Raw genomic sequence first — 11,536 nt, forward strand, 5'->3', positions numbered from 1 at the left:
GGATCACCGCCTTAATACTGTCCGTAGATAAAGGAAGAGGAAATATAACCGGCCCGGAACACGCCCAGCAGCAGAATGACGATCAGTGGCACGGCAATGGCAAGCCACTGGACCAATCCGTTCTGCCGTTCCAGCGTCTCCCGCACCTTACCGCCCCGCTCCTGGAATGTCTCCACCGCCAGGACCACCGCCGTACCCAGGCCGATGATGGCCCAGTCGGTGCCGGTGATACCCAGCTGGAGTAGGGTGCCGTCCCACAGCTGGGAGGGTACCGGGTGCAGGATGGTGGTAGCCATGAGGCTCAGGGCCACCAGCAGCCGGGGCGACGAACCGATATACCGGCCAAAGAGCACAATCAGCCACGTCCGGGCCATGGTGAAGAAGTGATAGCCCCGGGACTTGTCGTTGATGTGCAATGCCTGTTTCCAGGCCAGGAACCGGTGCTCCATCAGCATGGAAATGGTAATCAGGGAACCGTTCCAGATGCCGTAGACAAAGTACCGGAAGTTGACGCCGTGCCAGATGCCGATGACCAGATAGACCACAAACGTGGCTGCCGACGTGGCCAGAATCTTGCCGGGCAGACCGCCCAGGTGGCGGCGGCCCCATTTGCCCAGCTTGGCAAAGGGTTTTGAGAGGGACAGGGGGTAAAAGAGGTAGTCCCGCATCCAATGGCCCAAGCTCACATGCCAGCGCCGCCAGTAGTCGGCCAGGGATGTGGCGAAAATGGGCCGCAGGAAGTTCTCAGCCATGTCGATGCCGAAGATCTGCGCCACGCCCCGGGTGATATCGATACCGCCGGAGAAATCACAGTACAGCTGGACGCTGTAGGCCAGAATGCCCACAAAAATCACCGCGCCGCCGTAGGGGCAATTCTCCCCGATGACGGTGTTGACCACCACCGCCGCCCGGTCGGCAATGACCATCTTTTTAAAGTAGCCCCACATGGCCAGCTGGATGCCCCGGTCCACCATGCGCCAATCCACAGAGCGCTGGGCCAGCAGCTGTGGGGCCAGCGCGTCATAGCGCCCAATGGGACCTTGGACCATCTGGGGGAAAAACGACACAAACAGCAGGTATTTGGCCAGATTCCGCTGGGCCGCATACTTGCTGCGATAGACGTCGATGACGTAGCCCACCGACTGAAAGGTGAAGAAGGACAGGCCCAGGGGCATCAGAAACTCCCACCGGGGCAGCACCTGCTCCACCGCCGCCGGAAAAAGGGCCACGGTTGTATTCCAGTATTTCATCACATAGACCAGGCCGAAGCACAGCAGGGCGGCGACGGCCACCACGGCTTTTTTCCGCCGTTTGATCCGCTGCTGTCCGGCCTTGTCCCCCTTTGGGAGGGCCTTGCGGGCATTGTTCATCCGTTCCAGCACCAGTCCGGCTCCCCAGGTGACGGCGGCAATGGCAAAGAGCCACACCATGGCCCCCAGGCCGCCGACCGCATAAAATACCAGACTCAGCGCCAGCAGCACCGGCCACTGGGTATGGCGGTGGAGCACATAGTACACCACCGCACCGGCGGCCACCAGCAGGAGAAACTCCCAGGAAGTGAACGCCATGGCTTACTCCTGGAGCTGCTCGATGAGCGCGGCGATGGCGTCCACAGAGTTGAAATTCTCCGGCAGCAGGTCCTCCACGTTGATCTCCACGTCGAAGACGTCCATCAGCTCGGTAACGATGTTGACAATGTCCAGGGAATCCACCAGCCCGTCGTCGATGAGGGCCGTCTCCGCAGCAAAATCCACACCGGGGCAGATTTCGGACATGATCTGGATGATTTTCTCTTTCATATACAAATTCCTTTCCTCCGGCCGGGCCGGATCGCATTGGTATGGGTTACTGACCGTCGCCCAGGAAACGGGCCTTGAGCTGTACCCGGTCGATTTTGCCGTTGCCGTTGTAGGGCATCTGCTCCAACCGCTCGTAGAGGTTGGGCATCATATATTTGGGTACCGCCTGCCGCATGGCCTTCGCCAGTTCCATCGGCTCCACGCTGCCCGTATAGACGCAGAGAATCCGGTCCCGGCCCTCGTCAAAGAGACAGGCCGCCGCCTCCACGCCGTCCTGGCCGTGGAGGGCCACTTCGATCTCTCCCAGTTCGATGCGGTAGCCCATGTGTTTGATCTGGCCGTCCCGGCGGGACAGAAAGTAGAACAGGCCGTCCCGCTCCACAGCCATATCGCCGGTGCGGTAGATGCGCCGGGGATAGTGGGGGCAGCGGGGATCGGGGATAAACGCCGCCGCCGTCTTCTCCGGGTCCCGATAGTAGCCGTGGGCCAGACCGGTCCCCCGGATGCACAGCTCGCCGGGCTGGCCGGGGGCCACAGGCCGCAGGTCCTCTCCCAGCAAAAACAGCTCCTTGTTGGCGCAGGCCCGTCCGATGGGAATGGATTCGTCATCGGCAAAGTCCCGCTCCACCCGGTACCATGCCGCGTCCACGGTGGTCTCTGTTGGGCCGTAGAGGTTGATATACGCGGCGTCGGGCATGGCCTGCCGCCACGCCCGCAAATCCGGCGCCCGCAGGGCTTCGCCGCCCACCAGCACCTTTTGCAGCGTGGGAATGGACCGGTCCACCAAAACACCGGAGGCCGCCACAAGATGGAAGGCCGAGGTGGCCCACTGGAGGGCCGTCACACCCTTTTCGTTGAGGAAGTCCACCAACAGTTTCGGGAACATAAACAGTTTTTTGGGGATGATCTCACAGGTGGCGCCGCATTGGATGGTCATATAGAGGTCCTTTACCGAACCGTCAAAGTAGAACGGGGCCTGATTGCCCAGGGTGTCCCGCTCCGTGAACTGTCCGGCCTCTGCAAGCCATTGGGCCAAATCCATGACGCCCCGGTGGTGGCAGACAATGCCCTTGGGCACGCCGGTGGAGCCGGAGGTAAAGATGATATACACCGGGTCCGTATCCACCACCAGCGCCCGCCGGGCCGCCAGCAAATCATTGTCCACCGGGTCCTCCGTGTGGGCGGAAATCGGCTCCAGAGGATACCGGTCCCGCAGCGCGGCGGCCAGCTTCTCCTGGCCATCGTCATAGAGGACCACCGGCGATTCCAGCTGATCGAGGATGGATTCCAGCCGCTGCCGGGGCATCTGCGGGTCCAGGGGCACGTAGCAGCAGCCGCATTGGAGGGCCGCCAGAAAGGCCACGGGACTGTTGACGCACCGGTCGGCCAGGACGGCAATGGGCGTGCCGTTGTCCGGGACCTTCCGGGCCAGCCAGGTACCCAGCCGTCGGGACCGGTCCTCCAATTCCCCAAAGGTCACCGCGCCGTGCTCGTCGGCAAAGGCCGTCTTGTCCCCCAGACGCGCCGCCGTGGCCTCCAGGTATTCCAGCACACTTCTCTGCATGGGCGTTCCATCTCCTGTCGCGGCATTTCTGCCGGATTTCTCCCCACCGCACCGGGGATTCCGGCAAAAATCGGGGCAAATACACACAATCTTCTGCCATATGGCGTTCCGATACAGTATACCATATTTCCCGGACGGAGTAAAGCCGCAATCTCCCGCAGTTTCCCTGCCGGCCATGGGCAAAAACTTTCCGCGCCCTATAGCCGGAACGCGGAAAAAATGGTATACTGTCACCGTGGGGAGACGCCATACTCCCTAAAAATTTGTTAGGTGCGCAAACTATCTGTAAAAGTCAAACTGCACAAGGTTTTTCGCCAAAAATCGCCGTTTTTTCTACGGCAATTTGTCAAGTTCATCCATTCCCCGCCTTGACAGGACCCGCCGGATTATTGTATTATGCAACCAGTGGTTTTTGTGACTGACGGAATTGAAGTGGAGTACCACAAGGGAGCAAAAACCGGGACATTCATGCCGACCGTCTGGGCAGTCCTACCGAATGGGGTAGGACTGCCCAGTTTTGTTTTTTCGGACACAGGAGGTACGATTCATGAAGAAAGTAGCCATTGTCATGGGCAGCGACAGCGACCGCCCCATTGTGGACAAAGCCGCCCAGACTTTGCGCCAGTACGGCGTACCCTTTGAGGTACACGTCTACTCCGCCCACCGCACGCCGGAAGCCGCCGGGACCTTCGCCCGGGAGGCCGCCGCAAGCGGCATCGGCGTCATCATTGCGGCCGCCGGCAAGGCCGCCCATCTGGCAGGCGCCATGGCAGCCAATACGGTACTGCCCGTCATCGGCCTGCCCATCAAAAGCAGCAATTTAGACGGCATGGACGCGCTCCTTTCCACGGTGCAGATGCCCTCTGGCATCCCGGTGGCCACGGTGGCCATTGACGGCGCAGTCAATGCCGCCTTGCTTTCCATTCAGATGCTGGCTCTCAGCGAACCGGAGCTGATGGAAAAGCTGCAAGCCGCCCGGCAGGAGGCCGCCGCCGCCGTGTTAGAAAAGAACCGCGCCATTGAGGCCGAATACGCCCAATAAGTTTTTACATAGAAAAGAACAATCGTTTCGGAGGTATTGTATCATGGAAAAGACCACCCAGCTGTACGAAGGCAAAGCCAAGAAGGTATTCGCCACCAACGATCCCCAGTACGTCATTGTATCCTATAAGGACGACGCCACGGCTTTCAACGGTGAGAAGAAGGGTACCATCGTCGGCAAGGGCGCCATCAACAATCAGATGTCCAACCTGCTCATGCAGATGCTGGAGAAGCACGGCGTGCCCACCCACTTCGTGGAGCAGCTCAACGAGCGGGAAACCGTGGTCAAGAAGGTCGCCATCGTGCCCCTGGAAGTCATCGTCCGCAACATCTCCGCCGGTTCCTTTGCCAAGCGCTACGGCGTCAAGGAGGGCATCGTGTTCGATCAGCCCACCTTTGAGTTCTCCTACAAGAACGACGACCTGGGCGATCCTCTGCTGAACACCAGCCATGCCCTGGCCCTGAAGCTGGCCACCGCCGAGGAGATCGACACCATCCGCACCATGGCCCTCAAGGTCAATGACCTGCTGAAAGACTATTTCGCCAAGCTCAACGTGACCCTGGTGGATTTCAAGCTGGAGTTTGGCCGTCTGAGTGACGGCACCATCGTTCTGGCCGACGAGATCAGCCCCGACACCTGCCGCTTCTGGGACAGCACCACCGGTGAGAAGCTGGACAAGGACCGTTTCCGCCGGGATATGGGCGGCGTCGAGGAGGCCTATCAGGAGATGATGCGCCGTCTGACCGGTGAGGGCAAATAATGGGAAGCCTGCGTGAAGAATGCGGCGTTTTCGGTATCTTTTCCCCGGAGAAGCAGGATCTCGCCGCCAAGGCTTACTATGGCCTGTTCGCCTTGCAGCACCGGGGCCAGGAGAGCTGCGGCATCGTCGTCGGGGATGACGGTCTGTTCCGGTCCTATAAGGACACGGGTCTGGTGGGCGAGGTGTTCACCCCCACAGTCCTCTCCAGCCTGGGACAGGGTACCATGGTGGTGGGTCATGTCCGATACGGCACCACCGGCGGCAACGACCGGGCCAACGCCCAGCCCATTGTGGTCAACCATATCAAGGGCCGCATGGCCCTGGCCCACAACGGCAACATCACCAACTCCGCAGAACTGAGAAAAGAGCTGGAGCTGTGCGGCTCCATCTTCCACACCACCTCCGACACGGAGGTCATCTCCTACATCATCACCAAGGAGCGGCTGACGGCCCCCTCCATCGAGCAGGCCGTCAACAAGGCCATGGAGCGGATTCACGGCGCTTACTCCCTGGTCATCATGTCCCCTTCCAAGCTCATCGCCGCCCGGGACCGCCACGGCTTCCGCCCCCTGTGCTATGGCCAGATGGACGACGGCAGCTATGTGGTCGCCTCCGAAAGCTGCGCGTTGGACGCCGTCGGCGCTCATTTCATCCGGGATATCCAGCCCGGTGAAATCGTGGTCTTCACCAAAGACGGCATCCGCACCATTGAAGACCACTGCGGCAAATCCCAGCAATCCATGTGTGTGTTTGAGTACATCTACTTCGCCCGGCCCGACTCCGTCATCGAGGGCTGCTCCGTCCACTCCGCCCGGGTTCGGGCCGGTGCGTATCTGGCGCTGGAACATCCGGTCCAGGCCGATGTGGTGGTGGGCGTCCCCGACTCCGGCATCGACGCCGCCGTGGGCTTCGCCCGGCAGTCCGGCATCCCCTACGGCGTGGGCCTGATAAAAAACCGGTACATCGCCCGGACCTTCATCGCCCCCGGCCAGAGCAACCGGGAGGACAAGGTCCGCATCAAGCTGAACCCCGTCCGTTCCACCCTGGAGGGCAAGCGGGTGGTCCTCATTGACGATTCCATTGTCCGCGGTACCACCTCGGCCCGTCTGGTAAAGCTGGTCCGGGACGCGGGCGCCAAGGAAATCCACATGCGGATTTCCGCTCCCCCCTTCCTGAATCCCTGCTATTTCGGCACCGACATCGACTCCCGGGATATGCTCATTGCCTGCCATCATACCATCGATGAGATTCGCGACATCATCGGTGTCGATTCCCTGGGCTATCTGAGCATTGACAGCGTCACCAAGCTGGCCGCCGAGGGCCATTGCAAGGGCTACTGCACCGGCTGCTTCAGCGGCGAGTATCCAGCCCCCATCCCCGAAAACACCGAAAAGAACAAGTTTGAGCGCAAGCTCTCGGAAAGTGAGGACGCAGAATGAACAATTCCCGTTCGGAAAGCTACGCCGCCGCCGGTGTGGATATCACCGCCGGTTACAAGGCGGTAGAGCTGATGAAGGCCCACATTGCCCGGACCATGACCTCCGGCGTCGTCTCCGATGTAGGCGGCTTCGGCGGCCTGTTTGAGCTGGACGTGAAGGGCATGGAGCGCCCGGTCCTGGTCAGCGGCACCGACGGCGTCGGCACCAAACTGAAACTGGCCTTTTTGATGGACAAGCACGATACCGTCGGCATTGACTGCGTAGCCATGTGCGTCAACGACGTCCTGTGCTGCGGCGCAAAGCCCCTGTTTTTCCTGGATTACATCGCCTGCGGCAAGAACATTCCCGAGCGCATTGCCCAAATCGTCTCCGGCGTGGCCGAGGGCTGCGTTCAGTCCGGTTCCGCCCTCATCGGCGGCGAGACCGCCGAAATGCCCGGCTTTTATCCGGTGGATGAATACGATCTGGCAGGCTTCTCCGTGGGCGTCGTGGACAAGGCCAAGATTCTCGATAAAAACACCATGGCCCCCGGCGATGTGATTCTGGGCCTGCCCTCCAGCGGCGTCCACTCCAACGGTTTTTCCCTGGTCCGCAAGGTCTTTGACGTGGAGCACGCCGACCTCAAGACTCCCATGGCGGAGCTGGACGGCCGCAGTCTGGGCGAAGCCCTCCTGTGTCCCACCAAGATTTATGTGAAGCCCATGCTGGCGCTCATGGAGCAGGTCACGGTCAAGGCCGTGTCCCACATCACCGGCGGCGGCTTCTTTGAAAACATTCCCCGCAGCTTGAAAACCGGCTGCGCCGCCCGCATCGACCATGTGGACATTCTGCCCATCTTTAATCTGATCGCCAAAGCCGGCAACGTGCCGGAGCGTGACATGTTCAACACGTTCAATATGGGCGTCGGCATGACCGCCGTCGTCTCCGCCGCCGACGCCGACCGGGCTCTGGAAATCCTCCACGCCAACGGTGAGAAAGCCTACCGCCTGGGTGAGATCGTCGAGGGCGAAGGAGTGCTCCTGTGAGCCGCGCCCGCATTGCCGTCCTGGTCAGCGGCGGCGGCACCAATCTGCAAGCATTGCTGGACGCCGAGCAAAGCGGCATCCTCCACAACGGTGAGATTGTTCTAGTCATCGCCAACAACGAGAACGCCTACGCGTTGCAGCGGGCCGCCAAGGCCGGTGTGGCCACTTCCGTGGTCACCAAGAAAGATTGCGGCTCCCAGGCGGCTTTTGAAGACGAGCTGGCCCGGCAGCTGGAGCATGCTCACATCGATTTAATCATTCTGGCCGGTTTTATGAGCATTCTTACCAAGTCGTTCACCGACCGGTTTCCCAATCAGATTATCAACGTCCATCCGTCGCTGATTCCCTCCTTTTGCGGCGAGGGGTTCTATGGGCTGCGCGTGCATCAGGCGGCGCTGGACTATGGCGTGAAAGTCACCGGCGCGACGGTCCATTATGTCAATGAAATTCCCGACGGGGGCAAAATTCTGGCCCAAAAGGCCGTAGACATATTGCCGGAGGACACAGCGGAGACGCTACAGCGCCGGGTTATGGAGCAGGCCGAATGGGTGCTTCTGCCGCAGGTAGCGGAAACGTTGTCTGCCGCTCTGCGTAAGTGAGGAGGTTTTTCCAATGAATCAAAACCTGTATGAGCTGCTGCGGGCCAACCCCTACCCCGGCCGCGGCATTGTCCTGGGCATGAAATCTCTGCCCGGCGCTTCCGCCGCTGTCATGGCCTACTGGATCATGGGCCGCAGTGCCAATTCCCGCAACCGCATTTTCTCCCTTACCAACGACGGTATCCGCACGGAAGCCTATGACCCGTCCAAGGTGGAGGACCCCTCCCTCATCATTTACCATCCGGTACGAATGGTGGGCAGCCGCACCATCGTCACCAACGGCGACCAGACCGACACCATCCGGGATTATCTGACCGACGGCAAGACCTTTGCCGACGCCCTGCGGACCCGGGAGTTCGAGCCGGACGAGCCCAATTTCACCCCCAGAATCTCCGGCCTGGTGGAACGGGACGGCAGTTATGCCCTGTCCATTCTGAAAGCCAGTCCCAACCGCTGCCCCATGCGCCAGTTCTTTGAATATGTGGCCGAGGGCGACGCGGGCCACTTCATCAGCACCTACCAGGGCGACGGCAACCCCCTGCCTTCTTTTGCCGGTGAGCCCATTCGGGTCGCCATCGACGCCCCCGACGCCGATACCTTCACAAAAGAGCTTTGGGACGCCCTCAACGAGGACAACCGCATTTCCCTTTTTGTCCGCTATACCGATCTGCGCAACGGTTTTGCCCAGACCCGCATCATTAACAAATTTGGCGAATCCCTGTCCGTTGACACCAAGGAACCCATTTGGAAGTGAGGAAGCAGAATATGAAGGAATTGGAACTGAAGTACGGCTGTAACCCCAACCAGAAGCCCTCGAAGATTTTTGTCCGTGATGGCGAGCTGCCCATTACCGTTCTCAACGGCAAGCCCGGCTACATCAACTTTATGGACGCCTTCAACTCCTGGCAGCTGGTGATGGAGCTGAAAAAGGCCACGGGCCTGCCCGCCGCCGCCAGCTTCAAGCACGTCTCCCCTGCCGGCGCCGCCGTGGGCCTGCCCCTGAGCGACGTGGATAGAAAAATCTACTTTGTGGAGCCGGATGCCGAGCTGAGCCCCATCGCCTGTGCCTACATCCGCGCCCGCGGCGCCGACCGTCTCTGCTCCTACGGCGACTGGGCCGCTTTGTCCGACGTCTGCGACGCCGCCACGGCCAAATACCTCAAGGAGGAGGTCTCCGACGGCATCATTGCCCCCGGCTACACCGACGAGGCGTTGGCGATTCTCAAGACGAAGAAAAAGGGCAATTACAACGTGATTCAGATGGATGTCAACTACGTCCCCGCTCCCCAGGAGTACAAGGACGTGTTCGGTATCACCTTTGAGCAGGGCCGCAACAACTTCAAGATTGACGAAGCGTTGCTGAGCAATATCGTCACCGAGAACAAGGACCTGCCCGAAGCCGCCAAGATCGACCTGATCGTGGCCCTGATTACCCTCAAGTACACCCAGTCCAATTCCGTCTGCTATGTCAAGAACGGCCAGGCCATCGGCGTGGGCGCAGGCCAGCAAAGCCGCATCCACTGCACCCGTCTGGCCGGTTCCAAGGCCGACAACTGGTATCTGCGTCAGTGTCCCAAGGTGCTGAATCTGCCCTTTAAGGCCGACGTGCGCCGCCCCGAACGGGACAACGCCATCGACGTCTACATCTCCGATGAGTATGAGGACGTTCTGGCCGACGGTACCTGGCAGACCCTGTTCGCCACCAAGCCCGAAGTTCTGACCCGGGAGGAGAAAAAAGCCTGGATCGCCACCCAGAGCGGCGTATCCATCGGCTCCGACGCGTTCTTCCCCTTTGGCGACAACATCGAACGGGCCCGCAAAAGCGGCGTCCAGTATGTGGCCGAGCCCGGCGGCTCCATCCGCGATGACAATGTCATTGCAACGGCCAACAAATACGGCATGACCATGTGCTTCACCGGCATGCGCCTGTTCCATCATTAAAAGTTTTGATACAACGACCCGACAGGAGTATTCCATGCCGGGTCGTTGTGGCACCCTATGGACCCCCATTTTATTACCATTCGGAGGTAACGATCTATGAAGGTATTGGTCGTTGGCGGCGGCGGCCGCGAACACGCCATCATCAAAAAGCTGCGGGAAAATCCCGAGATCACCGAACTTTTCGCCCTGCCCGGCAACGGCGGCATGGCCGGTGACGCCGTCTGTGTCCCCATTGCCGCCACCGACGTGGCAGCCATCACGGACTTTGCCAAAAAAGAAGCCGTTGACTTCGCCGTGGTGACCCCCGACGATCCCTTGGCCCTGGGCTGCGTGGACGCCCTGGAGGACGCGGGCATCCCGTCCTTCGGTCCCCGGCAGAACGCCGCCATCATTGAGAGCAGCAAGGCTTTCTCCAAAGAATTGATGGCCAAGTACCACATTCCCACCGCTGCCTATGCGATTTTCACCGATCTGCAAAAGGCCCTGGAGTATGTGGCCACCTGCCCCATCCCTACGGTCATCAAAGCCGACGGCCTGGCCTTGGGTAAAGGCGTGGTCATCGCCCAGACGAGAGAAGAAGCCGCCGCTGCCGTCCGTTCCATGATGGAGGACAAGGTCTTTGGCGACAGCGGCAGCCGTGTGGTCATCGAGGAGTTTCTGGAAGGCCCCGAGGTCAGCGTTCTCAGCTTTACCGACGGTGAGACCGTCGTCCCCATGGTGTCCTCCATGGATCACAAGCGGGCCGGAGACAACGACACCGGTCTGAACACCGGCGGCATGGGCACCGTCGCCCCCAACCCCTACTACACCCCCGCCGTGGCTGAGCGGTGCATGAACGAAATTTTCTTGCCCACCATCCGGGCCATGGCAGCCGAGGGCCGTCCCTTCCGGGGCTGCCTGTACTTCGGCCTGATGATTACAAAAGACGGCCCCAAGGTCATCGAGTATAACTGCCGGTTTGGCGACCCGGAAACCCAGGTGGTGCTTCCCCTGCTGAAAAGCGACCTGTTGACCATTTTCCGGGCCGTCCGCGATGGCAAGCTGGCCGAAACGCCCGTGGAGTTTTCCGACGGCGCGGCCTGCTGCGTGGTTCTGGCTTCCAAGGGCTATCCCGGCAAGTACGAGAAGGGCTACCCCATCGCCCTGCCGGATACCGGCGCACACGAGGCCATCTATATTGCCGGCGCAACCCGGGATGAAAGCGGCGTCCTCCGCACCAACGGCGGCCGCGTTCTAGGGGCTGTCGCCACCGCCGATACCCTACAAAGCGCCGTCACCGCCGCCTATGCGCTGGCCGACCGCATCCACTTTGAAAACGCCTACTGCCGCCGCGACATCGGTCGCCGCGCCTTGCAGGCCTTATAAGG

Annotated in this window: 11 protein-coding genes and 1 riboswitch; of the genes, 8 read left to right on the plus strand and 3 right to left on the minus strand. The window is 60.6% G+C overall.

Annotated elements, in window-relative coordinates:
- Positions 1 to 11 precede the first annotated feature (11 nt).
- From ACTQ33_RS07225 to ACTQ33_RS07235, 3 genes are read right to left on the minus strand one after another with little or no spacing between them, the layout of a single operon-like run.
- Entirely contained in the window at positions 12 to 1,568 is a 1,557-nt protein-coding gene (locus ACTQ33_RS07225) for an MBOAT family O-acyltransferase (RefSeq protein ID WP_441463438.1), read from the minus strand.
- A 3-nt stretch (positions 1,569 to 1,571) separates the two neighbouring features.
- Positions 1,572 to 1,799 carry an acyl carrier protein gene (locus ACTQ33_RS07230; RefSeq protein WP_441463440.1) on the minus strand — a complete coding sequence of 76 codons (228 nt, stop codon included), beginning with the start codon at positions 1,797 to 1,799 and terminating at the stop codon, positions 1,572 to 1,574.
- A 46-nt stretch (positions 1,800 to 1,845) separates the two neighbouring features.
- Positions 1,846 to 3,363 (minus strand): amino acid adenylation domain-containing protein, encoded by a 1,518-nt coding sequence (locus ACTQ33_RS07235; RefSeq protein WP_441463442.1) that lies wholly within the window; start codon positions 3,361 to 3,363, stop codon positions 1,846 to 1,848.
- 404 nt (positions 3,364 to 3,767) lie between these two features.
- Positions 3,768 to 3,855, plus strand: a riboswitch (ZMP/ZTP riboswitch).
- A gap of 55 nt (positions 3,856 to 3,910) precedes the next feature.
- Between ACTQ33_RS07235 and purE the strand changes: the two genes are divergently transcribed.
- From purE to purD, 8 genes are all read left to right on the plus strand, one after another.
- Positions 3,911 to 4,405, plus strand: coding sequence for a 5-(carboxyamino)imidazole ribonucleotide mutase (purE, locus tag ACTQ33_RS07240; protein WP_441463444.1), 495 nt, complete (start codon positions 3,911 to 3,913; stop codon positions 4,403 to 4,405).
- A gap of 43 nt (positions 4,406 to 4,448) precedes the next feature.
- Entirely contained in the window at positions 4,449 to 5,165 is a 717-nt protein-coding gene (gene purC, locus ACTQ33_RS07245; protein WP_441463446.1) for a phosphoribosylaminoimidazolesuccinocarboxamide synthase, read from the plus strand.
- Complete coding sequence (purF, locus tag ACTQ33_RS07250; RefSeq protein WP_441463448.1) at positions 5,165 to 6,604, plus strand: amidophosphoribosyltransferase; 1,440 nt, start codon at positions 5,165 to 5,167, stop codon at positions 6,602 to 6,604. Before purC ends, purF begins: the two co-directional genes overlap by 1 nt.
- On the plus strand, positions 6,601 to 7,629 hold the full coding sequence (gene purM, locus ACTQ33_RS07255; protein ID WP_441463449.1) for a phosphoribosylformylglycinamidine cyclo-ligase: 1,029 nt from the start codon (positions 6,601 to 6,603) through the stop codon (positions 7,627 to 7,629). The genes purF and purM overlap by 4 nt, the downstream gene beginning before the upstream one ends.
- Positions 7,626 to 8,228 carry a phosphoribosylglycinamide formyltransferase gene (purN, locus tag ACTQ33_RS07260; RefSeq protein WP_441463451.1) on the plus strand — a complete coding sequence of 201 codons (603 nt, stop codon included), beginning with the start codon at positions 7,626 to 7,628 and terminating at the stop codon, positions 8,226 to 8,228. Before purM ends, purN begins: the two co-directional genes overlap by 4 nt.
- Positions 8,229 to 8,241: 13 nt before the next feature.
- On the plus strand, positions 8,242 to 8,982 hold the full coding sequence (locus tag ACTQ33_RS07265; protein WP_441463453.1) for an IMP cyclohydrolase: 741 nt from the start codon (positions 8,242 to 8,244) through the stop codon (positions 8,980 to 8,982).
- An 11-nt stretch (positions 8,983 to 8,993) separates the two neighbouring features.
- The gene (locus ACTQ33_RS07270) at positions 8,994 to 10,169 is read left to right on the plus strand and encodes a phosphoribosylaminoimidazolecarboxamide formyltransferase (RefSeq protein ID WP_441463455.1); all 1,176 of its coding nucleotides are present in this window, start codon (positions 8,994 to 8,996) and stop codon (positions 10,167 to 10,169) included.
- Positions 10,170 to 10,265: 96 nt separating this feature from the next.
- Entirely contained in the window at positions 10,266 to 11,534 is a 1,269-nt protein-coding gene (purD, locus tag ACTQ33_RS07275) for a phosphoribosylamine--glycine ligase (RefSeq protein WP_441463457.1), read from the plus strand.
- Positions 11,535 to 11,536: the final 2 nt, after the last annotated feature.

Origin of the sequence: Candidatus Avoscillospira sp. LCP25S3_F1 (assembly GCF_052117125.1) — a bacterium.
In the GTDB taxonomy this organism is placed as follows: domain Bacteria; phylum Bacillota; class Clostridia; order Oscillospirales; family Oscillospiraceae; genus Avoscillospira_A.

Bases quoted from the DNA above. Each gene is read 5' to 3' on its own strand.
- ACTQ33_RS07225 (WP_441463438.1), bottom strand. From the start codon at position 1,568: ATGGCGTTCACTTCCTGGGAGTTTCTCCTGCTGGTGGCCGCCGGTGCG.
- ACTQ33_RS07230 (WP_441463440.1), bottom strand. From the start codon at position 1,799: ATGAAAGAGAAAATCATCCAGATCATGTCCGAAATCTGCCCCGGTGTG.
- ACTQ33_RS07235 (WP_441463442.1), bottom strand. From the start codon at position 3,363: ATGCAGAGAAGTGTGCTGGAATACCTGGAGGCCACGGCGGCGCGTCTG.
- purE (WP_441463444.1), top strand. From the start codon at position 3,911: ATGAAGAAAGTAGCCATTGTCATGGGCAGCGACAGCGACCGCCCCATT.
- purC (WP_441463446.1), top strand. From the start codon at position 4,449: ATGGAAAAGACCACCCAGCTGTACGAAGGCAAAGCCAAGAAGGTATTC.
- purF (WP_441463448.1), top strand. From the start codon at position 5,165: ATGGGAAGCCTGCGTGAAGAATGCGGCGTTTTCGGTATCTTTTCCCCG.
- purM (WP_441463449.1), top strand. From the start codon at position 6,601: ATGAACAATTCCCGTTCGGAAAGCTACGCCGCCGCCGGTGTGGATATC.
- ACTQ33_RS07265 (WP_441463453.1), top strand. From the start codon at position 8,242: ATGAATCAAAACCTGTATGAGCTGCTGCGGGCCAACCCCTACCCCGGC.
- ACTQ33_RS07270 (WP_441463455.1), top strand. From the start codon at position 8,994: ATGAAGGAATTGGAACTGAAGTACGGCTGTAACCCCAACCAGAAGCCC.
- purD (WP_441463457.1), top strand. From the start codon at position 10,266: ATGAAGGTATTGGTCGTTGGCGGCGGCGGCCGCGAACACGCCATCATC.